25 protein-coding genes and 1 pseudogene are annotated in these 22,465 nt (G+C 67.9%); 12 read left to right on the top strand and 14 right to left on the bottom strand.

The genetic code is table 11. The features are described 5' to 3' along the window. Positions 1 to 465, top strand: a 465-nt coding sequence (locus tag BLW84_RS43785; RefSeq protein ID WP_218157743.1) for a hypothetical protein, incomplete at its 5' end; no start/stop codon positions are given. Positions 466 to 530: 65 nt separating this feature from the next. Beyond that, positions 531 to 797 carry a hypothetical protein gene (locus BLW84_RS43790; RefSeq protein ID WP_093278357.1) on the top strand — a complete coding sequence of 89 codons (267 nt, stop codon included), beginning with the start codon at positions 531 to 533 and terminating at the stop codon, positions 795 to 797. A 530-nt stretch (positions 798 to 1,327) separates the two neighbouring features. On the opposite strand, the gene BLW84_RS43795 is transcribed toward BLW84_RS43790, so the two are convergent. The 7 genes from BLW84_RS43795 to BLW84_RS50610 form a co-directional block, all read right to left on the bottom strand. Then, a complete protein-coding gene (locus BLW84_RS43795; protein WP_245761799.1) occupies positions 1,328 to 1,816 on the bottom strand; it encodes a hypothetical protein in 489 nt (162 codons plus the stop codon). 58 nt (positions 1,817 to 1,874) lie between these two features. Then, a complete protein-coding gene (locus tag BLW84_RS47010) occupies positions 1,875 to 3,182 on the bottom strand; it encodes a WXG100 family type VII secretion target (RefSeq protein WP_143061340.1) in 1,308 nt (435 codons plus the stop codon). Further along, positions 3,179 to 3,514: a hypothetical protein gene (locus BLW84_RS43805; protein ID WP_093278363.1), complete on the bottom strand. Its 336-nt coding sequence runs from the start codon at positions 3,512 to 3,514 to the stop codon at positions 3,179 to 3,181. The genes BLW84_RS47010 and BLW84_RS43805 overlap by 4 nt, the downstream gene beginning before the upstream one ends. Before the next feature lie 124 nt (positions 3,515 to 3,638). Continuing rightward, entirely contained in the window at positions 3,639 to 4,145 is a 507-nt protein-coding gene (locus BLW84_RS43810; RefSeq protein ID WP_143061341.1) for a hypothetical protein, read from the bottom strand. Between the two features lie 99 nt (positions 4,146 to 4,244). After that, a complete protein-coding gene (locus tag BLW84_RS43815) occupies positions 4,245 to 4,796 on the bottom strand; it encodes a DUF3558 domain-containing protein (RefSeq protein ID WP_245761800.1) in 552 nt (183 codons plus the stop codon). After that, entirely contained in the window at positions 4,793 to 5,197 is a 405-nt protein-coding gene (locus tag BLW84_RS43820) for a hypothetical protein (RefSeq protein WP_177227037.1), read from the bottom strand. The genes BLW84_RS43815 and BLW84_RS43820 overlap by 4 nt, the downstream gene beginning before the upstream one ends. 252 nt (positions 5,198 to 5,449) lie before the next feature. Then, the gene (locus BLW84_RS50610) at positions 5,450 to 5,725 is read right to left on the bottom strand and encodes an HC3 family zinc finger protein (protein ID WP_425441833.1); all 276 of its coding nucleotides are present in this window, start codon (positions 5,723 to 5,725) and stop codon (positions 5,450 to 5,452) included. A 99-nt stretch (positions 5,726 to 5,824) separates the two neighbouring features. Between BLW84_RS50610 and BLW84_RS43825 the strand changes: the two genes are divergently transcribed. Beyond that, positions 5,825 to 6,025: a MerR family transcriptional regulator gene (locus BLW84_RS43825; protein ID WP_143061342.1), complete on the top strand. Its 201-nt coding sequence runs from the start codon at positions 5,825 to 5,827 to the stop codon at positions 6,023 to 6,025. Positions 6,026 to 6,132: 107 nt separating this feature from the next. Here BLW84_RS43825 and BLW84_RS50065 read toward each other — a convergent pair whose 3' ends face one another. Together BLW84_RS50065 and BLW84_RS43830 are read right to left on the bottom strand one after the other, a co-directional pair. Beyond that, positions 6,133 to 6,255 carry a hypothetical protein gene (locus tag BLW84_RS50065; RefSeq protein WP_281247498.1) on the bottom strand — a complete coding sequence of 41 codons (123 nt, stop codon included), beginning with the start codon at positions 6,253 to 6,255 and terminating at the stop codon, positions 6,133 to 6,135. Between the two features lie 134 nt (positions 6,256 to 6,389). Further along, a complete protein-coding gene (locus BLW84_RS43830) occupies positions 6,390 to 6,641 on the bottom strand; it encodes a hypothetical protein (RefSeq protein ID WP_093278369.1) in 252 nt (83 codons plus the stop codon). Positions 6,642 to 6,776: 135 nt separating this feature from the next. Between BLW84_RS43830 and BLW84_RS43835 the strand changes: the two genes are divergently transcribed. The 4 genes from BLW84_RS43835 to BLW84_RS43850 all read left to right on the top strand — a co-directional run bounded on the left by BLW84_RS43835 (position 6,777) and on the right by BLW84_RS43850 (position 11,371). Next, on the top strand, positions 6,777 to 7,910 hold the full coding sequence (locus BLW84_RS43835) for a CaiB/BaiF CoA transferase family protein (RefSeq protein ID WP_093278370.1): 1,134 nt from the start codon (positions 6,777 to 6,779) through the stop codon (positions 7,908 to 7,910). Between the two features lie 261 nt (positions 7,911 to 8,171). After that, a complete protein-coding gene (locus BLW84_RS43840) occupies positions 8,172 to 9,317 on the top strand; it encodes an acyl-CoA dehydrogenase family protein (RefSeq protein WP_093278371.1) in 1,146 nt (381 codons plus the stop codon). A gap of 40 nt (positions 9,318 to 9,357) precedes the next feature. Then, positions 9,358 to 10,521 (top strand): alkaline phosphatase family protein, encoded by a 1,164-nt coding sequence (locus tag BLW84_RS43845; protein ID WP_093278372.1) that lies wholly within the window; start codon positions 9,358 to 9,360, stop codon positions 10,519 to 10,521. 7 nt (positions 10,522 to 10,528) lie between these two features. After that, a complete protein-coding gene (locus BLW84_RS43850) occupies positions 10,529 to 11,371 on the top strand; it encodes an oxygenase MpaB family protein (protein ID WP_093278374.1) in 843 nt (280 codons plus the stop codon). A 178-nt stretch (positions 11,372 to 11,549) separates the two neighbouring features. Here BLW84_RS43850 and BLW84_RS43855 read toward each other — a convergent pair whose 3' ends face one another. From BLW84_RS43855 to BLW84_RS43870, 4 genes are read right to left on the bottom strand one after another with little or no spacing between them, the layout of a single operon-like run. Further along, complete coding sequence (locus BLW84_RS43855; RefSeq protein ID WP_093278376.1) at positions 11,550 to 12,134, bottom strand: hypothetical protein; 585 nt, start codon at positions 12,132 to 12,134, stop codon at positions 11,550 to 11,552. Further along, a complete protein-coding gene (locus BLW84_RS43860) occupies positions 12,128 to 12,889 on the bottom strand; it encodes a hypothetical protein (protein ID WP_093278378.1) in 762 nt (253 codons plus the stop codon). The genes BLW84_RS43855 and BLW84_RS43860 overlap by 7 nt, the downstream gene beginning before the upstream one ends. Positions 12,890 to 12,911: 22 nt before the next feature. Continuing rightward, complete coding sequence (locus BLW84_RS43865) at positions 12,912 to 14,081, bottom strand: WXG100 family type VII secretion target (RefSeq protein WP_093278380.1); 1,170 nt, start codon at positions 14,079 to 14,081, stop codon at positions 12,912 to 12,914. Then, on the bottom strand, positions 14,078 to 14,404 hold the full coding sequence (locus tag BLW84_RS43870; RefSeq protein WP_093278382.1) for a hypothetical protein: 327 nt from the start codon (positions 14,402 to 14,404) through the stop codon (positions 14,078 to 14,080). The genes BLW84_RS43865 and BLW84_RS43870 overlap by 4 nt, the downstream gene beginning before the upstream one ends. A gap of 429 nt (positions 14,405 to 14,833) precedes the next feature. Between BLW84_RS43870 and BLW84_RS43875 the strand changes: the two genes are divergently transcribed. From BLW84_RS43875 to BLW84_RS43890, 4 genes are all read left to right on the top strand, one after another. Continuing rightward, positions 14,834 to 16,318, top strand: coding sequence for an FAD-linked oxidase C-terminal domain-containing protein (locus BLW84_RS43875; RefSeq protein ID WP_093278384.1), 1,485 nt, complete (start codon positions 14,834 to 14,836; stop codon positions 16,316 to 16,318). Then, positions 16,318 to 17,574, top strand: coding sequence for an FAD-binding oxidoreductase (locus BLW84_RS43880; RefSeq protein ID WP_093278386.1), 1,257 nt, complete (start codon positions 16,318 to 16,320; stop codon positions 17,572 to 17,574). Before BLW84_RS43875 ends, BLW84_RS43880 begins: the two co-directional genes overlap by 1 nt. Further along, positions 17,574 to 18,893 (top strand): (Fe-S)-binding protein, encoded by a 1,320-nt coding sequence (locus BLW84_RS43885; protein ID WP_093278388.1) that lies wholly within the window; start codon positions 17,574 to 17,576, stop codon positions 18,891 to 18,893. The genes BLW84_RS43880 and BLW84_RS43885 overlap by 1 nt, the downstream gene beginning before the upstream one ends. A 262-nt stretch (positions 18,894 to 19,155) precedes the next feature. Further along, positions 19,156 to 19,641, top strand: a complete 486-nt coding sequence (locus tag BLW84_RS43890) for an HIT family protein (RefSeq protein ID WP_093278390.1) — start codon at positions 19,156 to 19,158, stop codon at positions 19,639 to 19,641. 212 nt (positions 19,642 to 19,853) lie between these two features. Here BLW84_RS43890 and BLW84_RS43895 read toward each other — a convergent pair whose 3' ends face one another. Continuing rightward, positions 19,854 to 20,504, bottom strand: a complete 651-nt coding sequence (locus BLW84_RS43895; protein ID WP_093278392.1) for a hypothetical protein — start codon at positions 20,502 to 20,504, stop codon at positions 19,854 to 19,856. A gap of 192 nt (positions 20,505 to 20,696) precedes the next feature. Between BLW84_RS43895 and BLW84_RS43900 the strand changes: the two are divergent. Continuing rightward, positions 20,697 to 22,465: pseudogene (locus BLW84_RS43900) on the top strand (hypothetical protein); the annotation flags it as partial.

A 22,465-nucleotide genomic window follows, 5' to 3' on the forward strand; every position in this document is an offset into this window, starting at 1 on the left:
GCCTACCTGGTGGCCATGAACGGCGACCCGAATAAGCCCCAAGTTGCAGCGGCGCAGTCCTACTTCGCCGAGCGCACCCGTCAGGCCGAGACGACCGAGACCAGCTTGGCCAGTTTGCCCGAGTGGGTGCAGCAGCAGATGGCCACGCTCGTGCAGGTCGGCAGGCTCGAAGTCGAGCAGCAGCGCCAGGCCGGGCAGTTGCGTGAGGTGTCAGCGCGTGTCGAGGCGCTGGAAGGAGCCCACGACTGGTTTTCCGCGCTCGGCTACGCCAAGCTCCACGACCTGCCGACCGCGCAGGGCTACTTACGGCGGGTAGGAATCGCCGCGGGGCGCGTCCTCCGCGAAACCGGTAGCGCACCGGGCAAGACGCAGCACCCCGCATACGGAACGGTGAACACCTACCCCGCATGGGTGCTGGAACGCGCATTCGCAGATGTCGCCGTTGCGGCAGGACACAGCGCCTGATCAGCAGCAACCCACACGGGCACCGCAACCGCGGTGCCCGTGTGGGTTGCACCAGGAGGAAACCCGTGTCCGACCAGCTCACCGCGTGGCTGCGCACCATCGTGCCCGCCGCGTGGTCCGCGCTCGTCGCGTACCTGGTCACGCTCGGCGCACCGGACTGGCTCGTCAACGCACTCGGCGACGCCGGGCCGACTCTTGCAGTCCCGATGATCCTTGGAGCCGTGTACGCCGGACTCCGCGCGCTCGAACCACGCATGCCCGCGTGGCTGACGCGCATCGTCCTCGGAAGCAACACGCCACCCGTCTACAGCTCAGCTGGCGACGGAAAGTAGGAGAGGCGCCGCGCCCTGCTGTGGGGCGCGGCGCCCCCGGCCGTCGCTACCGGAGTGGCAACACCTCGAGTGCTCCTGCGACAAGGCCGGCCACGCTCACGGAACCGGCCGCCCACGCGAGGTTGCTACGGAAGTGCCGGAACGCCTCGCCTCGGCGGCGCTTACTCGGACTCATCAACGCCTGCACACCGGGAGTAACCACAAGGCACACGGCCGCTAACACCCATCCCAGCAGGAAAAACGTGGACATCTACACCCTTCCATCGTGACCAAATGCGGCTAGGAAGGGGAGGAGCGACTACGGAACGCTACGCATAAAAGGGCGACCCCGAAAGTTCCCTGCCCTCAATCCTGCCAGGCGCGCGTCACGCCACGATCTTGGGCTTGACGAAGAGGTACCGCCGACCCGACAGCAAACGCCCCGCGTACAACGGTGCAGGTCTTGACACGAGGGCCTGAAATTTGTTGTCGTCTTCGCAGTGGGGTGGTTCGTGCACCAAGGACGTAGCCCGGCTAGAGCTCATTGACCGCTATGCCGAACCAGGGCTCTCTGGGCGCACGGAAGCCACGAACTCCTGGAAGTCCCCGATGACGGCCTTGAAATTGTCCTCCGCGGCAGTGAGAGACAGCCTGATCACCGCTCGCTCCTGCGGGCGGTCGACATCGGACATTGAGAGGTAGACCTGGCACTGGATCAGCTCGGTGTGCTCTCTCTCGACAAGAGTGGTGACTCGCAGTACTTGGGTCAGACCTGGTGCGTCAGCGGACCCGAATTCGGTCCGCTGTGACAGCGATACTGTCGTGGCCGCTTGGTGAAGTCGGTTGATCGACTCGTCGGCGATTTCGGCCAGCGAGGCAGCATCCGGGCGATGTTCACCGTCGATCGTGATGTTGGTCGTGAAGCCGGGGCGATTCGTGGCCGGATGGATCGCGACGAACGCCGCGCCGGGCGCTCCCGCAGCGTCGGGTGGAACCGCCTGCCAGCCCTTCGGTAGACGGAATTCGATCGGGATCGGCAAGGACGTAGCCACTGGTCACTCACTCCGTTTCTGGGATAGGACGCTACTGCGGCGCATATCAGTCCAGCCATCCGGAGATGGTTCGTTGAGCGTCCCCATACACGTCGCCTGCGGCCTCCCCGATCTTTCCGACCGTCTCGGCGGCATCGGTGACCGTCTTGGTCACCTTGGCAGGGTCGACGGTGAGCTCGAAACCGAGCTTGCCGCCAAGACCGTATGCGCCACCGGCATTTGCACCGACGTGCCATTTGCCGTCATCGCCTTGGCCGACGGTGACGCCAGCCTCGGCACCAACGCCTGCCCACCCTTCTGCGACGACGTTGACACCGATACCACCAATGTCGCCACCGCCTTTGACTGTTCCTTTCGCGCCTGCGAACGCGTCGGCGGTCGCGCTTACTCCCTTCGGCCCTACCGTGACTTGGGCGCCGGCCTGAGCACCCCCGAACACCTCTGCTTTGCCGTTCGCGCCAAGGGGCCCAACGTCAACACGCCCTTCTGCCGACGCTTTCCCGCCGAGCCCGGCCTCTACTCGTCCTTTGAGACCCTCATCGGTGATCGACGCGGCTGCGGTGAGTGCCGCCTCCGCGCCGGCCTCAGCCTTGCCGGACAGCTTGAGGAACTCGTTGCCTGTCGACCCCTCTGCGCTGGCCTTGCCCAGCTGGGCGAACGCCTTGAGCTCACCGAGCTTGCCGTCCGCCGGGCCTTTTGCTTCGAACCCGGCGCCGAGACCGCTCGCCTCGGCCTTCCCAGAGGTCTTCCAGTCATGCGTCACCGCATCGACCAGTTCGTCAAGGAGACCACGCTCCCGCGAATCTTGCCGACCGATTCGTTCGGCGACGCGCCGCCCGAAGTCTTCTAGCTGTTCGCGAGCGCGGGCGAGGAGCTCGATTGCTTCCTTCCGAGCTCGCTCACCAGGATCCGAAAATGGCGCGAGAGAAACAACGTTGGCACTCCCAGCGGCGGCATTGGCCTGGTTCTGTGCATTGGCTTGCGCGACGGCCTCGTTGTACTCTGCTGCGGCCTTCTCCGTCGCGGCCTCGCCCTCTTCCCAACGGGCGATGGCTTCTGTCGCTTGGCCCTGAGCCCAACGCAGTGTGAATGCGTATTCAGTCAACGAAGTCGAAGCAGCGTCCAGCAGGTCGCAGACCTTGAACCACTTCGGTGGTTCTTTCGTGAACAGGTCCATGAATGCGGTGCTTGACTCGCCAGTCCAGCCAACGACGTCAACACGCTTGAGGTCGTCTCCCACCGTGCCGAACTTCTCGCTCTGCTGACGCAGTTTGGCGACGGTGTCCTCAATGGAGCTCGGTTCGCCTGGGATCAATGCTTTGGGGTCGGTAGTCTGCCCGAGTTCCGCCATCATCGACCCCCATCCGCAGGTCCGTTCGGCGAAGCAATCTCGCCAACCACCTTCTGGACCGCGGCTTGGGCCTCGAGGTCCCGGTCGATGTACGAGCGGGCAGTGTCGTGCAGTGCAGTGCTTGCCGACTCGGAAGTCTGCGCGAGGATCTGGGCGGACAACTCCACACCAGAGCAAAAATCGATCAAAGCTTGGTGCACACCGTCATGGCCGAAGTCGCCGGCAGGAGCGGCAAGATTCGCCAACTGACTGGCTGCCATGCCGACCACCGCATCGGTGATTCGTGACGCCGCGTCCCGCAATGCAGCCGGATCGACTTCGAATCCATCCCCCATGCTTTGCCCTTTCCTCCATACCTCGAACTGCGCAGCCAGGTTCGGGCACGTCACAGCTGAGGACAGCACCGCACCGTCACGCGTTTGACGCGTAAGCCGTCGTCGCTGAACACACCGGCATGCTTCAGAGTTTCCCGATCACCAGGCCACGCCAGGTCCATCCGGCGCCGGTGACAGCCTCTTCCATTGGGGGCTTCAACTCGCCTGTCGAGAACGTGCGCTGGGATTCCTTGACCAGCTTTCCCTGTTCGTCTCGCGTGAAGGTGGCGCTGTAGGACTTCTTGTTGATCTGACCGCGCGCGTACCTGGTCGCCAATGTCAGCCGCGGAGTTCCGCCCGCCCACGTGACCGACCATTCCTGGTCCAGAGATCGGACCTCGTGCTTCGACGGATCAAGCCGCATCAACGTCCTGTTGATCGTCGTCACGTTGCCGAAGTAGCCGTACCAGTGCGCATCGGCGATCTTCCACTCGGCGACCAAGTCGACGCCATCTGGCCGCCCGTCACGAACCATGAACGGCCTGTCCGGACTATTGACCCCAAGAAGTGCTGCGCGAACAACTTCTACAGACTGCGGCGGAACCCCGCCCGAAGGCCGTTTGGTCCCGGTGAACCAGTCAAACAGCCCCACCACACCACCCCATGGACCTCGACTGCGGATTGCGACGTCGAACGGCTCGCACCTCACGAGAGGGCCGCGAGCCGTTCGAGCACGCCGCAAGCGGGCACGTTACTTGGGAAGCCGGGGCTCGACCTGTCGGGCGATCTTCTCGGCCTCGCCGCACTTGTCGGACACTGAATCGGGCTTGGACTCGGTGACGTCGACGAGAACGACGCCGCCGCCCGCGTCGAGGACGATCGAGCAACCAGCGTCGACCGTGCCCCCGCCGCCTTCAACGGCACGAGCAGCGTTGCGGCCGTTGATGCTGAACTTTTCGTACTTGTCCCAGTTGCCGCCGGTCTCGTACTTGTCGACGGTTTCTTCCTCGTTCTTGTAGAGGGTGAGCAGGATTTTTTCGCCCATGTAGCTGCAGCCCGGTTCAAAGCTCAGCTGCTCTGCCTTCTCGCCCGGGCCCTCGACGCCGGCGGCGCTCAGATCTTCCTGCGTGAAGAACGCGCATGTGTCGAAGTTCTTCAAACCCGACCCTGCCGCACTCGATGTTGGTGGCTGCTCTGTGGTGGTCTTACCGTTGCCACCAGCTGTACCACCAGAGCACCCGGCGAGGCCGATCAACACCAAGCCGGCGGTCGCGGAGATCAGGGTCCGAGAAAGTGCGGTCACTGGATACCTCGCTGAAAATCCTGGGCGATCTGGTCGTCGGTGGCACGATAGTCCCTTGCAGCCGCACGGAAGGCATCCGCCTGTTCCTGCAAGACTTTCTGCATCTCCTTGATCAACGGCAGGGCGCCGGCTGTTTCGTGTTCAGCCTTGTCAACGAACCGTTGCGCCAGTTGCTGACCATCGGGGTAGTTGCCCAGGCCCATCACGCGGCCAAGCTGCCTGGCATCACGCATCAGGACAGCCAGTTCCTGGATCTCTTCTTCCACGCGCTTGGCGGCCTTCTCCGCAACCTCTGGGTCCAAGGCCAGCTTGCCGGCGCTGACCTGCTGGTTGATCCATTGGGTCTTGCCGCGGACGGCCTGCAGGCCTTCCCGCGCCGCCTCGAAACCGCCCTGAGTCACAGCTCTTCTCCCCCTGGCTTGTCGATCAACCAAGGGGATGCTATCGACCATGCCTTACTTGTGGGGATGTTTCCGACACGCCAAGTCGAGCCCCGTTGCAATTGCCAACGGCGCCCGACCGGCTGACCTCGATATTCAATGCGCGGCCGAAGCCGCGCTACTGCCTTACCTTGCCCGCTTCTGTATCACCCCTTGAGAACTCGTCGAAGTCGTAGAAATCACCAGCATCAGCTCGACGGCCTGCAGCTTCAGCTAGGCAACACGGCCGCGATTGCGGCGCCGTTGAGGTCGAGGCCGCGGGCTGGCATCGGCCACTGGATACGGAATCCCCGGGTTGACGATCACCCACGCTGTTCGTCGGCACTCCGGGCACGTGTCGTCGAACCATTCGCGCTCGGACGCTTTCCGGACCACCAACTCGTCCCCGCACAGAGCCGCCGTCTCGCCTGGCCGGTACGCGTGCCGCTGCCCTTCGTGCGGCTGCCATCGGATGACCGGTCCGGCGGGCTCAAGTCCGAACATTGCCATCCCCCAGGTCCGCAGAGTCACTACTGGAACATCTGGAAACTTCGGAACAACTGTAACATCAGGAAAGACGGCGTGGCCCGAAGTTCGTAGGTTCGGGTCATGTCTGGTCAACCGCGCCTTGTGAGCAGCTCGGAGCTAGCGCGCGAACTTGGCGTCACTCGCCAAACCGTCGCGCGCTGGGTCCGGCGCGGCGTTATCACGCCCGTAACCGTCACAGCGGGCGGTCAGGCGCGGTTCGACATGGAGCAGGCGAAAAGAGAGCTCCGCGAGCACACGCAGCGCGACGGCGCCAGCGACTGAGCGTATGCACACCTCACCAGCGGCCGGTTCGACCGCTGACCCTGGACTAACGAGTGCGGCCCCCGATCGGAGTGGGATCGGGGGCCGCTTTGTTCGTTGAACGCCCGTCAGGCGTCGCCAAGGAACACAGCCTTCTCGGATGCGAACGTGGGCTGCAGCGCTAGCTGGAGCTCGCCTGGCTGCACCGCGACCGCGAGCGCCTGCTCGTAGGTGTATGTCTTGCCAGGCATAACCGTCGCCGAAGACATGCCACCTCGGAAGCCGTGCCCGCGTTGGACGGCGGTGTCCCGCACTCGGTGAGGAGCCCAGGCCACGGTGACGGCGGATGCCAGATCGGGTGCACGTGTGATCGCGCCACCGGGGCTCATCGGACATCCCCGAACCGCCGAAGCAGCAGGAGTCCGCTGGTGCCCATGCTGACGGCCAGGCTCCACCCGGCCACTGCCGAGATCACCCGCGCTTGGTCGGCAGCCACGACGACGAGTAGCGCGGCACTCAGATGCGAGCCGAAGCTCAGCATCAGCGCGGCCACCATGATCACGACGACGGCGGCGCAGTAGATGAAGGAGAAGGCCAGGCACGCGATCGGGCGCTTTCCTGGTGTCTGGTGAAGCATGTCTGCCCCAAATCTGCCCCAAACTCAGGGGCTTTCGGGGCAGGTCAAGGCCTTGACCGCTGTAACACCAACGGTGTAACACTAGTTGCGTCGCGATGCGTGTGGTGCGCGACACAGGCTGCGGAGAGGTGTGGCGTGACGGGAACAGGCGGGCCGCTGGCCGGGGTCAAGGTAGTCGAGCTGGCCGGGATCGGACCGGCTCCGTTCTGCGCGATGCTGCTGGCCGATCTCGGTGCCGACGTGGTGAGAGTGGACCGGCCCACTGCCGCCGGAGGCAATAACGACCTGCTCAACCGCGGCAAGCGATCGGTGCAGGTGGACCTCAAGCACGAACGCGGCGCGGAGGCGGTGCTGGCGCTGGCCGAGCGGGCGGACGTGCTGCTGGAAGGACTGCGCCCCGGCGTCACCGAACGCCTGGGCGTGGGGCCGGAACAGTGCTGGGCGGTCAACCCGAAGCTCGTCTACGGGCGGATGACCGGCTGGGGCCAGCACGGGCCGCTGGCGCCGACCGCCGGGCACGACATCGACTACATCTCCCTCGGCGGCATGCTGCACGCCATCGGCCGCGAAGGCGGGCCACCGCAGGTTCCCGCGAACCTGCTCGGCGACTTCGGCGGCGGCTCGATGTACCTGGCGGTCGGCGTGCTGGCGGCGCTGCTCGAAGCGCGCACCAGCGGCCGCGGGCAGGTCGTCGACGCGGCCATTGTGGACGGTGCCGCGCACCTGGGCACCATGCTGTTCAGCTTCCTGTCGACCGGCGGCTGGAAGACCGAGCGCGGCACCAACCTGCTGGACACCGGCGCGCCCTACTACGACGTCTACGAAACCTCCGACGGCGAATACGTCTCGGTCGGCGCGCTGGAGCCGCAGTTCTACGCCGAACTGCTGGACCGGCTCGGGCTGGCGGGCGAGGTCCCCGACCGCGACGACCCCGCGAACTGGCCGGCGCTGCGCGAACGGTTCGCCGCAACCTTCCGGCAGCGCACCAGGCAGGAGTGGGCCGAACTGTTCGCCGGCTCCGACGCGTGCGTCGCGCCCGTGCTGTCCATGGCAGAAGCCGAAACCCATCCGCACATCGCGGCCCGGGAGACCCTGGTGCGACGCGACGGTGTCCTGCAGCCGGCACCGGCACCGCGCTTCAGCCGGACCCCGAACCCGCCGCCCGGACCGGTCGCCGAAGCGGGCGCGGACACCGAGGAGGTGCTGCGGGACTGGAAGGTCCCGCCGGAACTTCTCGAATCCGGCGCGTTCGGTTCGAGGGACCGATGAGCGGCGCCGCCGCGACCGCTCGCCGCGCAGGCTGGGGATGGCAGAAAGGTTCCCATCCTCGCAGCCGCCGGCAACCAACGCCCGGGCCCGAAACCGCGACCCGCTCCCGCCGGTCGGTGACAGGAAGGTTCCCATCCTGCCGTCCGGCTGGGGCGGTGGTGACAGGAAAGTTCCCATGCTGTCGTCCCGCCAGGGCCGTGGTGACAGGAAAGTTCCCTTCCTCTCACGCCCGGCGTGACCACCGAAAGGAGGCGTGAACCGATGCGCAGGGAGTTGTTCGAGCCCGAGCACGAGGCGTTCCGCGAGACGGTGCGCACCTTCGTCAACAAGGAGCTCGTGCCGCACGTCGAGGAGTGGGAGGCCGCCGGGGTCGTCAGCCGCGAGTCCTGGCTGGCCGCCGGAGCGCAGGGGCTGCTCGGCTTCGCCGTCGACGAGCAGTACGGCGGCGGTGGCGTCGACGACTTCCGGTTCAACGTGGTGTTCGACGAGGAACTCGTCAACGCGGGCATTTCCGGCTTCGGTTCCCCGCTGCACAACGACATCATCGCGCCGTACCTGATCAAGCTGGCCAACGACGAGCAGAAGCAGCGCTGGCTGCCCGGGTTCTGCAGCGGCGAGCTCATCACCGCCATCGCCATGACGGAGCCGGGCGCGGGCAGCGACCTGCAGGGCATTCGCACCACCGCGGTGCGCGACGTTGGGGGAGACTTCGTCCTCAACGGGCAGAAGACATTCATCAGCAACGGCATCCTCGCCGACCTGGTGATCGTGGTGGCCCGCACCGACCCGGACGCCGGGCACGAGGGCATCAGCCTGCTGGTCGTGGAGCGCGGCATGCCCGGCTTCGAACGCGGCCGCAACCTCGACAAGATCGGCCAGAAGTCGCAGGACACCGCGGAGCTGTTCTTCAACGACGTGCGGGTGCCGGCGCGCAACCTGCTCGGCGAGGAAGGGCAGGGCTTCATCTACCTGATGCAGAACCTGCCGCAGGAGCGGCTGTCGATCGCGGTCGCCTCGGCCGCCACCGCCGAGAAGGTCCTGGCCATCACCAAGGACTACTGCCGCGACCGCACCGCGTTCGGCCGCCCGATCGGCAAGTTCCAGCACATCCGCTTCGAGCTGGCGGAGATGGCCACCGAGGTCGAGATCGGCCGGGTGTTCACGGATCGTTGCGTCGCGGACCACGTTCGCGGTGAACTGGACATCGAGCACGCCGCGATGGCCAAGTGGTGGCTCAGCGAGCTGAACAAGCGGGTCGTGGACCGCTGCCTGCAACTGCACGGCGGCTACGGATACATGACGGAATACCCGGTCGCCAAGGCGTACCTGGACTCCCGGATCCAGACGATCTACGGCGGCACCACCGAGATCATGAAGGAGATCATCGGGCGGTCAATGGGATTCTGACGACAGTGGGCGCATGCGCCCACGAGAGAGGCAGGACGCCATGGACTGGATCGTCGCTCCCGACGACGACGGGCGCGCACTGCCCGACGTCCTCCCGTCGCTGCTCGGTGCGATGAACGTGGCCGGGTTCTCCGACACCATCGGGTTCCCGGCCTGCCGCACCGCCGGCGTGCTGCTGATCGACGGGCTCGGCCGGGACCTGCTGCGCGAGCACGCGGAAGACGCGCCGTTCATGGCGAGCCTGCTGACGTCGCCGCCGCTGAAGGCCGGTTTCCCGACGACGACGGTCACCAGCATCACCTCGCTGGGCACCGGCCGGTGCGCGGGCGAGCACGGTCTCGTCGGCTACAGCTTCGCCGAGCCCTCGGGCGGCCTGCTGCACCCGCTGAGCTGGGGAACCCACGGCACGGCAAGTGATTCCGCCGGAGGCCGTCGGAGCCTGCTCGACCAGTGGCCGCCGGAACAGGCCCAACCGACGCCGACGGTGCTGGAACGGGCCGCCGCAGCGGGCGTCGACGTCCGCACCATTGTGCCCGCGGAGTTCGCGAACACCGGGCTGACCAGGGCCGCGTTTCGCGGCGCGGACTTCCGGGGACTGCGCGCCCTGGGCGACCTCGCTGCCGAACTGCTCGCCGCGCTGAGCGCCGGCGGCCCGGCGCTGTGCTACGGCTACCACGGTCACCTCGACTTCCTCGGACACATCCACGGCCCCGGCTCGTTGCCGTGGCGCCTGCAGCTGACGGTCATCGATCGGCTGGTGGCGATGCTGGCCGAACGTCTCCCGCGCGACTCGGTGCTGACCGTGATCGCCGATCACGGCATGGTCGAGATCGACCCCGGCGAGGCGGTCGACGCCGACACCGACCCGGCATTGCGAGCCGGTGTCCGGCTCCTCGGCGGCGAGGTCCGCGCCCGCCACATCTACGTCGAACCCGGTGCGCTGGCCGATGTGCACGCCGCCTGGCGGGAGACGATCGGCGACCGCGGCGTGGTGCTCACCGGCGAGCAGGCGATCGACGAAGGCTGGTTCGGCCCGGTGGTCGCCGATTCGGTGCGGCCGCGCATCGGCGACGTGCTGGCGATCATGCGTGACTCCGGGGTGATCCGATCGGTGATCGAGCCGGGGGAGTCTGCGCTGCGCGGTCACCACGGCTCGCTCACCTCGGCCGAACAACTGGTTCCGGTGCTGATGTTGGGCGGGTGAAGGGCGGATGCGCGACGAGGGGTTGTTCGGGCCGCAAACCGTGACCTGGCAGCTGCACGCCGATCCGGCGATGTGGATCGCCGGGATCTGCAGCCTCTACCTGCAGGCGTTGCACCCGCGCGCGGTGGCGGCCGTCGTGCAGAACTCCCGGTTCCGGGAAGACCCGCTGGGACGCCTGATGCGCACCGGGAACTTCGTCGCCACGACGACCTACGGCACCACGGCCGAAGCCGAATCCGCCGGCGAACGGGTCCGCCGGGTGCACCGCATGCTCAGTGCGACGGACCCGGGAACCGGCGCCGAGATCCGCTTGGACGACCCGGACCTGCTGCGCTGGGTGCATTGCGCCGAGGTCGCATCGTTCGCCGGTGTCGTGCGGCGCGCGGGATTCCCGCTCACCGATGCGCAGCTCGACCGGTACTTCGACGAACAGCGCCGGGCGGTCGCGCTCGTCGGGCTCGACCCGGCTGAGGTGCCCGGATCGACCCGCGCGATGGCGGAGTACTTCGAGCGGATCCGGCCCGAACTGCAGCGGACGGCCGACTCCGACCTGGTCTATGACTTCCTGCACCGGCCGTTCGCGCCGTGGTGGCTGCTGCCGGTGAACCTCGGCTACCTGCCGCTCGGGCACCTCGCGTACTCGGTACTGCCGGGGTGGGCGCGGAAGCTGCACGGCCGCCCGGCGTACCCGCCCCCGGTGGTCGCGGCCGGGCTGTGCGGGTTCCGGACGACCGGCCTGGCGGTGCCGGACCAACTGCGCTTCCGCTACCCGGGCGATCACGTCCAGCGCGCGGTGGACCGCCTGGGCAAGACGGCCATGCCGTCGATCAAAACCCTCGCCCAGCTGTGACACGGCGAAAGCATGGGAACCTTCCTGTCACCACGGCGGCGGTCGGAGGGCAGCACGGGAACCTTCCTGTCACACCGCCCGCAAAGCGGCACAGGATGGGAACCTTCCTGTCACCGCGGCCAGAGTGAGGCCGCAGCATGGGAACCTTCCTGTCATCCGCGACGCCTGCGGAGAGGGGTCACTGCCGGAGCAGGAGGTTGGAGCCGTCGGCGAAGTCGATGGAGGCGAACGGTGCTCCGACGAACGTCCGCCCCAGCAGCACGTCGCGGATGCCGCGCACCGCGTTCGGCGGCTGTTCCCACCACGTGATCAGGGACGTGTCCAGCCCCGGCAGCGGCGCGGGAGACGGGGCCCGGGAGGCGGGCAGGTCGACGAACCGGTCCGGGATGACCACGGCGATGCGCTGGTTGGTGGCGACCAACCAGGCGTACCCGTTGCCCGCGGCCAGCACGTCGGCGCTCCGGATCGCGAGTTGGCCGCTGTCCGCCGCAGTGGCCCAGCCGCGGATTCCCGCGTCGTGCACCCACTCGTCGCCGAGGTAGTCGCCGCGCACGGTCAGGTCGGCCGGCTTCAGGTACGTCTCCGACACTTCCTGCTTGCACTTCGGCACGGGATTGGCCGGTGCGTGCGGCACGGCGTTCCGGCCGGCCACCGTGGACGCCAGGAACCCGGGGGCGCGGTGGAAGATGCGGTGGAACGCCTCGCCCGGCCGGAGCCAGCCGTGTTCGGCGGCCTTCGCGACGTCCTTCGGGGTGGCTACCAACTACCGCTCCTGGTGTTGACCAGACCGAGCACCCGGTCCGGTTGGGCTTTCGCGGGCACCTGGAGATCGAGCCGCGAGCCGTCGGTGAACGTGATCCGCAGGTACGCCGCCGCCCGGTCTTCCCGTTCGCGCCCGAGCCCGCCGAATCGGCGCTGCACGATCTCGTAGCCGCTGATCTGGTCGGTGCCGGTGCTCGCGCGCTCGATCACGTGCGGCACCTGGGTCTGGCCGCCGTGGTCGAAGTACCGGCCCTTGTTGTTGACCGTGCTGCCCATGGTGCCCGCGAAGTCGTCGGCGAGCCGGTAGACGGGGCCGGTGGCCTTCTTGATCGTCTCCATGCCCTTGTCGAACCAGTCCTGCGAGCCTTCCGGGAGTTCCGGCAGCTCCAGCAGCGCCAACCGGTCGGGCGTGGCCACGAGGACCCCGGGGAGTTCTCCCGGGGCGGCCTCGCCTTGCGTGCCGGTCATCTGCACGGCGGTCGCCGACGCGCTCCGGGCCGAAACCACCGCCGTCGGCAGGTTGCGTTCGTCGGATGGCTCGTCGCCACCGGTGAACAGGGAGTTGACGCGGAACGGCATTGCGCCCACCTGGAACGCGGCGCGGGTGAGGATGCCGCGCCGCTTCTTGCCGTGCTCGTCGAGCCCGCCCACTTCGAACAGCGGGACGTGGTACGGGTCGGGGAAGGCCCAGGCGATCGGCTCTCCCGGCCGGCACCACGACGAACGTGCGCTGAGGATCAGGTGTTGCAGGGTCATTCAGCTCGCCGCTCCCACGGGGTCACGAGAAACCCTTCTCCTGGGCCGCCTTGCTCTCCTCCGGCGAGAGCTGTCCGCTGAGCCGCTGGTTGGCCTGGTCGTACATGGCCTTCGGGATCTCCTTGACCGCCTGTCCTTCGAGGGTCTCCGTCACGCCACTAATACCAGCACCCACCAGCGACGCCTTGCCGCCGAGCGCCCCGCCGATGACCTTGCCCGCGAGGTTCGCGGCCAGCGCTTCCTCGCCGGTCTTGTGCAGGCCCTGGCCCTTCATGAAGACGTTGCTGGTCTTCGAGGTGGCGAACTCGCGCAGCACCTCGCCGGTGTTGGGGTCCTTCACCTGCTCGATCTTGCCCTTGGAGATCCCCCGGGTGAGCAGCCTGCCGAGCTTGCCCGACTCGCGGATCTTGTTGAGCAGCTCTTCCAGCCTCTTCAGCCATTTGTAGAGCTGGGCCTGGATCTTGGCGACCTGCGTGGCGATCCGGCCGCCGGTGATGCCGACCGACGCGGTGGTGGTCGCACTGGCCGCGCCCACCGAGGCGCCCGCGGTGATCCAGGACGCGGCGAGCGCGGCGAGCCACTGGATGATCAGGCTGATGATCAGCTCGGTGAGGATGTTGATGACCATCTCGACGAACATGTCGAACATGTCCGCAATGCCGTCCAGGGTCTCCTTGAGCCCGCGGACGTCCTGAGCCAGGGCCTTGGTTCCGTCGCCGAACTCGGTCATCTGCTTGCGGAAGGCGTCGCCGTCCTGACCGACCCACGTCCCGCTGGTCGCCTCGGCGCGCTGGGGCTCCTGCTCGGCGACCGAGTCGAGCCACTTGGCGACGTCTTCCCAACCATTGCCGGTGGCACGCATCTGCTCGGGGTCGCCGATGGCCTGTTCGGCGATCTCGATCAGCGGCGTCATCACGATCGACACCAGGAAGCCGAGGCCGTTGTCCAGCAGAGCCGCGCCGGGATTGGACAGCAGGTCCATCTGCTCCTGGCGCGCGGCGATGACCGCGGAGGTCCACTCGGGCGCGGCGGAGCCGTCGGCGAGGCTGCCGCCGTTGGTGTTGGCCGCCGCGTCCTTCAGGTCGGAGGCGGCGCCGGCGATGGAGGAACCGCGGGTCAGGGTCTGCTCGGCCCAGTTCTTGCGGGTGGAGTCGCCCTGGTTGAGCTCGGTGAAAGTTCCCGGGCCGGTCATCCTGCGAGCCCCTCTCCGGCCTTGTTCAGCATCTCGATGATCTGCTGCTCGGTCTCGTCGTAGTCCTTGACAGTGTCTTCGAGGGCCTGCTTGGTCTCGGTGAGGAACTGCTGGGCCTTCTGCGCCATCTCCTGACAGCCCTGCAGGGTTTCGAAGTACTTGTCGCTGATGCCGACGGCGTTGCCGATCGGACCGAAGCACTGGTCGTCGGTGCGCGCCTGCTCCAGAAGCTGAGCGAGCTGCCCGAACTTGTCGGCGAGGCTCTCGCAGCCGGAGCCGTGCTCGGTCAGCGTCCCGGGCGTCATCTGCAGATTGCCACCCACCGCAGCACTTCCCCTCAGCGTGATTTGACTGGTTGTCGACCCTACGTCGGGTTCGACGTTGATGAGAAGTATTCGGTTCCGCTCGTTTTGAGACGTCTTCCGCTTTCGTCCGGTTGGCCGCGGCGCTCGCCTCCGGGCCTCGGCGTTCGCGGCGGTGCGAGCATGGGAACTTTCCTGTCACCCGGCGGCCCGGAGGGCGTGAGGATGGGAACCTTCCTGTCATTTCCCGCCCGCCGGCGGCCCGTCTTGCGGTGGAAGTGGCAGGAAGGTTCCCTTGCTCTGGTCACGGCGGGAGCCGGGGGTGATCCTGGTGCTGTGCGCGCCGGCGGAACATCTTGTCCACCACTTGTATCTATGTTGTGAACAACCTATGGTTCCCGAAGACCGGAAGGGTCATTCCGTAAAACGGAAGTAACCGGGAGGCTGAGCATGCAGTCGACCAGCACCGCGACCGAGCCGGCGCTCGACCAGGTCGTGCAGCGGTTCCACGCGGCACTGCCGCCCAACGCGGTGATCACCGACCCGCAGCGGCTGCGCACCTACGAGTGCGACGGGCTGGCGAGCTACCGGGTCGTGCCGGCCGTGGTGGTGCTGCCGGAAACCGCCGAGCAGGTCCAGGAGATCGTCCGGATCTGCGCCGAGCACCAGATCCCGTTCGTCGCCCGCGGCTCCGGCACCGGACTGTCGGGCGGGGCGCTCCCGCACGCCTCCGGCGTGCTCGTGGTGACCTCGAAGATGCGGCGGATCCTGGAGATCGACCTGGCCAACGAGCGGGCCGTCGTCGAACCGGGCGTGATCAACCTCGACGTCACCAAGGCCGTCGCCGCGCAGGGTTACTACTTCGCGCCGGACCCGTCCAGCCAGCAGGTCTGCTCGGTGGGCGGCAACGTCGCGGAGAACTCCGGCGGCGCGCACTGCCTGAAGTACGGCTTCACCACCAACCACATCCTCGCCCTCGAGGTCGTCACCCCGGACGGTGACATCGTCGAACTCGGCGGCAATGCACGGGAAACCCCGGGCTACGACCTGCTGGGCGCGTTCATCGGCAGCGAAGGCACGCTCGGCGTGGTCACCAAGATCACCGTGCGGCTGCTGCGCAAACCCGAGGCGGTGCAGACCCTGCTGGCCGGGTTCCCGTCCACCGACGAGGCGGGCGCGGCGGTATCGGCGATCATCGCCGACGGCGTCACGCCGGCGGCGATCGAGATGATGGACGCGCTGGCCATCGAAGCCGCCGAACAGGCCGTGCAGTGCGGCTACCCGGAAGGCGCCGGCGCGGTGCTGGTCGTCGAACTCGACGGCCCCGCGGCCGAGGTCGAGCACACCTTCACCGAGGTGAAGCGGCACTGCGAGGCGCACGGCGCGTTCGAGATCCGCGTCGCCGCCGACGATCACGAGCGCGCGATGATCTGGAAGGGCCGGAAGTCCGCGTTCGCCGCGGTGGGCCGCATCAGCCCCGACTACATCGTGCAGGACGGCGTGATCCCCCGGACCGCGCTGCCCGAGGTGCTCGGCCGGATCTCCAGGCTGTCCGCCGAATCAGGCGTGCGGGTCGCCAACGTCTTCCACGCCGGAGACGGCAACCTGCACCCGCTGGTGCTCTTCGACGACGCCGAGCCGGGCGCGAACGAGCGCGCCGAAGCGGTCTCCGGCGCGATCCTCGACCTGTGCATCGAGCACGGCGGCTCCATCACCGGCGAGCACGGGGTCGGCGCGGACAAGGTCAAGTACATGGGCCGGATGTTCACCGCCGACGACCTGGACACCATGCAACGAGTGCGCTGCGCCTTCGACCCGGTCGGAATCTGCAATCCGGGCAAGGTCTTCCCGACGCCGAGGCTCTGCGGCGAAGTGCCCGGGCCCCGGCGCGGCGTGCACCCACTGACCGAAGCGGGATTGGCGGACCAGTTCTGATGCCCACTACGACCAAGGACGCCGCGCACGGAGCACTGGTGGCCGCGCTGGGTGCCGAATGCGTGCGGGAAGCGACGGAGGCCGACGCCGTGTCCGGCGTCCGCCCGCACTGGGTGGCCACTGTGGACGGAACGGAGCGGGCGTCGGTGGCGGTGAAGATCGCCGCCGAGCACGGCCTGCGGGTGGTGCCCAGGGGATCGGGCAGCAAGCTCGACTGGGGCGGCGCGCCGGATGCCGTGGACCTGCTGCTCGACGTGTCGGCCGCGAGCGGCATCGTCGACCACGCCGCGGGCGACCTCGTGGTGCACGCCCTGGCCGGAACGCCGATCGCCGAGGTCAACAGCGCTGCCCGCGCCGCCGGGCAACAGCTGGCGATCGACCAGCCGCTGCCGACGGCGACGCTGGGCGGGATCATCGCGACCGGAACCGCCGGGCCGTCCCGGCACCTCTTCGGCGGAGTGCGCGACCTGCTGATCGGCATCACGGTCGTGCGGGCCGATGGCACGGTGACCACGGCGGGCGGCAAGGTCGTCAAGAACGTCGCGGGCTACGACCTGGGCAAGCTATACACCGGCTCCTTCGGCACGCTCGGGGTGATCACCGAAGCCGTGTTCCGGCTGCACCCGGTCGCCGCCGAGCACCGCTGGATCGCGGTCACCGCCGGCGACCCGGAAAGCGCCGCAGCCGCCGCCGACATCGTCCGGCACTCCCAGGCGATGCCCACCGCGATCGAACTCGACCGGGCCGAACCCGACGGGCCGATCACGGTCTGCGCGCAGCTCGAAGGCAGGCCCGCCGCCACGCACGACCGCGCGGTCGAGCTGGCCGCCGCCATCGGGCATGGCGCGGAAGTGCTGGAACAAGCCCCTTCGTGGTGGGGTCAATACCCGTTCGAGCCGGCTGGCGGGATCGGCCTGCGCTTCGGCGCGGAGCCGACAGCGCTGCCACGACTGCTCAGCGCCGCGCAAGACGCCGCCGCGGCGAACGGCCTGCCGCTGGCGATCCGCGGCGCCGCCGGGCTCGGCGTGCTGAACGCCGGGCTGCCCGGCGACGCGGACGCCGCTGCCGTCGCCGAGTTCGTGAAGGCGCTGCGCGCCAGCTGCGACTACGCGGTACTGCTCCGCGCGCCGCAGGACGCCGCGATCGACCCGTGGGGGCCGATCGCGCCCGGACTGCTGGCGCTGATGCGTCGCACCAAGCACCAGTTCGATCCGGAACACCGGCTCGCCCCCGGCCGGTTCGTGGGAGGAATCTGATGACCGAGACCCCTGCCCGCCCGGGCGCCTTCGACGCGCTGCACCCGCCGCAGCGCGAGCTCGTCGACGACTGCGTCCACTGTGGATTCTGCCTGCCCACCTGCCCCACCTACGACCTGTGGGGCGAGGAGATGGACTCGCCGCGTGGGCGCATCTACCTGATGAAGGAAGGGCTCGAGGGCGAGCCCATGACCGACACGATGGTCGGTCACTTCGACGCATGCCTCGGCTGCATGGCCTGCGTCAGCGCCTGCCCGTCCGGAGTGCAGTACGGCACGCTCATCACCGAGACGCGGGCCCAGGTCGAACGAAACCACCAGCGCGGCCGCTGGGAACGACTCCTGCGCACGGCGATCTTCACGCTGTTCCCGTACCCGCGACGCCTCAAAGCGATGCGGGGACCGCTCGCGCTGTACCAGCGGCTCGGCATCGGCAAACTGCTCAAGCGGTCCGGGCTGCTGGCGAAGCTGCCGGACGGCCTGCAGGTGATGGAGTCGCTGGCGCCGCCGATCAGCCGCGCGCCGAAGCTGGGGAACCGGATACCGGCGCGCGGCAAGCGACGCGCGACAGTCGGCATGATCACCGGCTGCGTGCAGAGCGCGTTCTTCCCCGACGTCAACGCGGCAACGGCACGCATCCTCTCCGCCGAAGGCTGCGACGTCATCATCCCGCCGGCGCAGGGCTGCTGCGGCGCGCTCAGCGAGCACTCCGGACGCGAACCCGAAGCGGTGAAGTTCGCCCGCCAGCTGCTGGACACCTTCGAAGAATCCGGCGTGGACTACGTCGTCATCAACTCGGCAGGCTGCGGCTCCACGCTGAAGGAATACCCGCGACTGCTGCAGGACGACTCGGAATACGCCGAGCGCGCGGAACGCTTCTCCGCGCGGGTGCGCGACATCTCCGAGCTGCTCGCCGAGCTGGGCCCGGTCGCCGAGCGCCACCCGCTGCCGGTGCAGATCGCCTACCACGATGCCTGCCACCTGGCGCACGGCCAGGGCATCCGGTCGCAACCACGCGAACTCCTGCGCGCGATCCCCGGCCTGGAGCTCAAGGAGATCAACCGGGGCGAACTGTGCTGCGGTTCCGCAGGCGTCTACAACCTGCTCCAGCCGGAGGCCGCGCGCGAACTGGGCGACCGCAAGGCCGAGAACGTCCTCGCCGCCGGCGCGAAGCTGCTGGTGACGGCGAACCCGGGATGCTCGATGCAGATCCGCACGGCGCTGGAGCGCCGCAGCGAGCGCCTGGCGATGGCGCACACCGTGCAGGTGCTCGACGCATCCATCCGCGGCCAGGGCGTCGAAACGCTGCTGCGCGACTGACCCGAAGCCCTGCGAGGCCGAAGCCCCGGCCTCGCAGGGCTCTTGCCGCTCTCGGCCGCGAGAACCCTCGCCACCGGCAACATCCGATCTGCAGTCCGCGCTGCGCCGGTTGCAAGCATGGGAACTTTCCTGTCACCACACGTGGAGCATGGGAACCTTCCTGTCATTCCTGAGGCGCGGACGCGAGCATGGGAACCTTCCTGTCACCGGCACGCAGTGATCGGCCGCGAGGGTGGTCGATCCGGCAGGGAGGGGCAGAGCTGTGGATGCGCGGCGTGAAGCATCGGGCGAGTGCCTGGCCTGCGACCTCGCCAGCGGCGCCGCCCGGCTCCCGGGCGGCCGAGTGCACCAGACCGAATCCTGGGTGGTGGAGCACTGCATCGGCCCGCTGGGCGTTGGAACGCTGCTGGTCAAGCCGTTCCGCCACGTCGTGCACATCGCCGAGCTGACCGATGCGGAGAGCGCGGAGATCGGCCCGCTCCTGCGCCGCGTCGCTGCGGCGGTCGAGGAGGTCGTGCGCCCGGAGCAGGTCTACGTCTGCTTGTGGTCGCATTCCGGCGGCACGCCGGGCCACCTCCATTTCGTCGTGCAGCCTGCGACCCGCGACCTGATGGAACGGTTCGACGGCTACGGCCCGAAGCTGCAGATGGCGATGTTCACCGATGGTGCGATGCCCGACGAAGCCGCGGTGGAAGCGATCTGCGCCCGATTCCGCGCGCAGCTGAACACCGCGGGACCGACTTCCTGATCGGTTTCCCTCCGGCGCCGATCGGGCCGGGATGACAGGAAGGTTCCCATGCTCGCACCACCCCAACCCCCATCCGGGCGCAACTGATCGTTCGACAAGCGCCACACCCATTGACTGGAACAGTGCTGGTGTCGCTTGAGTGCTCTGACCTGTGGGTTTACGGCTTGCGGTGGTTGAAGGTGGATTGCGGCGTCTGACTGCGAACTAGCAGGTCAGCCTGCGTTTTGGTCGGGTTCGACAACGTCGCGGTAGTTCCGCAGGTGCTCGCCCATCTTCTCGGCGTTGTCCCGTGCGAGATAGGGCTTTGCCCGTTTGGTCTTCTTGGGCAGCTTGATTCCAACGCAAGGTGAGGCCGTCAGGATGCCCTTGTCCTTCGCTGTCGTCATCGATGCTTGGAACACCGCGTAGATCCGCCGGACGTAGGCGGGGGAGGGCTGCCGTTCGTACTTCCAGGCGTCAACACGGCCGGCCGTCAGGTCGTCGACCCATTCCTGAACGCCGGTGTCAGCACTGCCCTTGCTGGTGATCTTGTTGAGGTGAACGTCGCCCCATTTTGGACGGATGTACTTCTCAACAAGGCAGTGTTCGGTGACGTAGGTGTCGGACGGCCGTGCGTCCCGAGCGCCGGAGATGCGGTCCCACAATTCGCCCCACGGGATCCTTGCGGATTGCTTTCCGGTGTCGACCGCGGCCTGTCGGCTGGCGCTGACTTCTTCCTCGGTCGCGGCGTCGTGCGCGTCTTTCTTCCGTGTGACCTTCCGCGTCCGGCCTGTTGCCGCGTCCTTGACGTACTTCTTCGTGCCGGCTGAGTCGCGGTATCCACCGCGGAAACCGCCACCCGGTAACGGGTCAGCCCATGCCATATCGCCTCCCTAGATCGTTGCTTGCAACACCTCACCTACAGCGGACAGGCAGGCGTGCGGGTCTACTCCGAGGTGTGGTCGCACCCGTAGACAGCGGTCCTTGTCGTGTGGTTTGCCCTGGTCGTGCGGCGTGGCTGGCGACATCGTCCTCACCCGGCTGCCGGTGTCGCTGCCGCCGTCGGCGGTCTGCCGTTGGCGTTCATCGGGCTCGGCGCCGTCACCCTGCGGGAAAACGCCGCAGTGCGCGACAGTTTCGATGATCTCTCCGAGACTGTCCGAACCGGGCTGATGGCGGATGCGGCGCCGCTGGAGTCTGCGTTCGTCGGCGCGGCTGAGGACATGGGCACGGCATATCAGGAGCTGCGCCCGCTGCTGCGGGACGCGTTCGCCGCCTCGGTGCCCTACGTGGAGACGCTGACTGGTGGCGTGATCGATTTCTCCCGCAACGCCATGCCGGGCATGGTCACATCGGTTGAACGAGCCGGGCCGGTCATAGACGGGCTCGCGGCAGCGATGGCCGACGCAGGTGTCGGCGTCGGCGACTTTTTCGAGATCGTGGCTGGCGGCTCGGAAGACGCCGGGCTCGGCGTCGAGCACCTCGGCCAGCTCGTCGCCGGCGTGCTGCCGGAAGTCGGCGGCGTGCTGGTCGGTCTCACCGGGGTGTGGGCCGAGCACGGCGATGAGGTCGCCGACGTCGTTACCCGGATCATCGGCGTCATAGGCGACATGTCCGGCGGTGCGCTGCCGGTGATGTCCTCGGCCGTGGGTGTCGCGCTCGACGTGCTCTCGGGCGTGCTCAACGTCATCGAGCCGCTGTCGGGCGCGCTGGGGCCGCTGATCGGCATGTGGCTGTCGCTGGCGACCGCGATGCGCGGGATCCGCGCCGTGCGGGAAGTCGTCGCGGGGGCCGCCACGTCGATGATTCAGTTCAGCGACAACACACGTCGCGCCGCCGGCAGTGGCAGTCTGATGCAGACCGCCGGCCGCGGCATGCTCGGCGTGCTGGGCGGCCCGTTCGGCGTCGCGCTGGCCGCCGCAACGATCGGGCTCGCCCTGTTCGGGTCGGCCAGCCAGAGCGCGGAGGGCGACCAGCGGTCGTTGTCGTCGGCGCTGCGGGATTCCGCCGGGGCGTTCGACTCCAATGCCCGCTCGGCCATCATGCAGTCCGAGCAGTACCAGTCCATTGCCGGATCGGTCGAGGCGGCCGGGCTGTCCCACCAGGAGTACATCGACGCTCTGATCAGCGGCGGCCCCGCGCTCGATGGTGTGCGTGCCAAGCTGCAAGGGCAGGTGCAAGCGGCCTACGAGGCACAGGGCAGTTTCACCGGGGTGTCCGGGTCCTTGCGGGAGCAGTCCGACGCGTCAACGGATTTGCTGCTGGCCACCGACGGACTGCGCGGCACCATCGTGGGCGCGATCGACGATCAGCGGCAGTACACCGATGCGGTGTACGGCGCGGACTCGGCGATGAGCCGAGCGGTTCCCGGCGCGGACTCGCTACGCGAGGCGATCAACACGCTGAAGAACTCGACTGCGGACACCGCCGACCGCGTCGACGCGCTCAACGCCGCCTGGCAACAACTGTTCGGCGTGCAAATCTCGATGGACGAGGCCACCGCCCGGTTCGAAGAGGGCCTTGACAACCTGCGGGAATCCCTCGACAGCGTCCGCGGTGGCACAGCCGGCTGGCAGGCGGCACTGTTCGCCGCCGACGGACAGATCAATCTGACCACCGAGGAAGGTCGGGAGCTGCACGACAACCTTGTGCAGCAGGGCGACCAGTACCGGACGTTGGCGCAGACCGCCTACGACACGGCATTGCGCCAGGGGCAGTCGCAGCAGCAGGCCGCCGCAGCGGCGGTGTCCGCCTCGGAGCAGCGCCGCGGGCAGTTCATCGCCGAGGCGATGCAGATGGGGTTCACCGCCGATCAGGCGCGTGCGCTCGCAGACCGGTATTTCGG

It is taken from the genome of Saccharopolyspora shandongensis, from assembly GCF_900106995.1.
GTDB classification, from domain to species: domain Bacteria; phylum Actinomycetota; class Actinomycetes; order Mycobacteriales; family Pseudonocardiaceae; genus Saccharopolyspora; species Saccharopolyspora shandongensis.

What these genes read in the sequence shown, in the direction of transcription:
- BLW84_RS47010 (WP_143061340.1), bottom strand. Translation starts at nt 3,182, where the DNA reads ATGATGGCGGAACTCGGGCAGACTACCGACCCCAAAGCATTGATCCCA.
- BLW84_RS43805 (WP_093278363.1), bottom strand. Translation starts at nt 3,514, where the DNA reads ATGGGGGATGGATTCGAAGTCGATCCGGCTGCATTGCGGGACGCGGCG.
- BLW84_RS50610 (WP_425441833.1), bottom strand. Translation starts at nt 5,725, where the DNA reads ATGGCAATGTTCGGACTTGAGCCCGCCGGACCGGTCATCCGATGGCAG.
- BLW84_RS43825 (WP_143061342.1), top strand. Translation starts at nt 5,825, where the DNA reads ATGTCTGGTCAACCGCGCCTTGTGAGCAGCTCGGAGCTAGCGCGCGAA.
- BLW84_RS50065 (WP_281247498.1), bottom strand. Translation starts at nt 6,255, where the DNA reads ATGCCTGGCAAGACATACACCTACGAGCAGGCGCTCGCGGTCGCGGTG.
- BLW84_RS43830 (WP_093278369.1), bottom strand. Translation starts at nt 6,641, where the DNA reads ATGCTTCACCAGACACCAGGAAAGCGCCCGATCGCGTGCCTGGCCTTC.
- BLW84_RS43840 (WP_093278371.1), top strand. Translation starts at nt 8,172, where the DNA reads ATGCGCAGGGAGTTGTTCGAGCCCGAGCACGAGGCGTTCCGCGAGACG.
- BLW84_RS43845 (WP_093278372.1), top strand. Translation starts at nt 9,358, where the DNA reads ATGGACTGGATCGTCGCTCCCGACGACGACGGGCGCGCACTGCCCGAC.
- BLW84_RS43850 (WP_093278374.1), top strand. Translation starts at nt 10,529, where the DNA reads ATGCGCGACGAGGGGTTGTTCGGGCCGCAAACCGTGACCTGGCAGCTG.
- BLW84_RS43860 (WP_093278378.1), bottom strand. Translation starts at nt 12,889, where the DNA reads ATGACCCTGCAACACCTGATCCTCAGCGCACGTTCGTCGTGGTGCCGG.
- BLW84_RS43865 (WP_093278380.1), bottom strand. Translation starts at nt 14,081, where the DNA reads ATGACCGGCCCGGGAACTTTCACCGAGCTCAACCAGGGCGACTCCACC.
- BLW84_RS43875 (WP_093278384.1), top strand. Translation starts at nt 14,834, where the DNA reads ATGCAGTCGACCAGCACCGCGACCGAGCCGGCGCTCGACCAGGTCGTG.
- BLW84_RS43880 (WP_093278386.1), top strand. Translation starts at nt 16,318, where the DNA reads ATGCCCACTACGACCAAGGACGCCGCGCACGGAGCACTGGTGGCCGCG.
- BLW84_RS43885 (WP_093278388.1), top strand. Translation starts at nt 17,574, where the DNA reads ATGACCGAGACCCCTGCCCGCCCGGGCGCCTTCGACGCGCTGCACCCG.
- BLW84_RS43895 (WP_093278392.1), bottom strand. Translation starts at nt 20,504, where the DNA reads ATGGCATGGGCTGACCCGTTACCGGGTGGCGGTTTCCGCGGTGGATAC.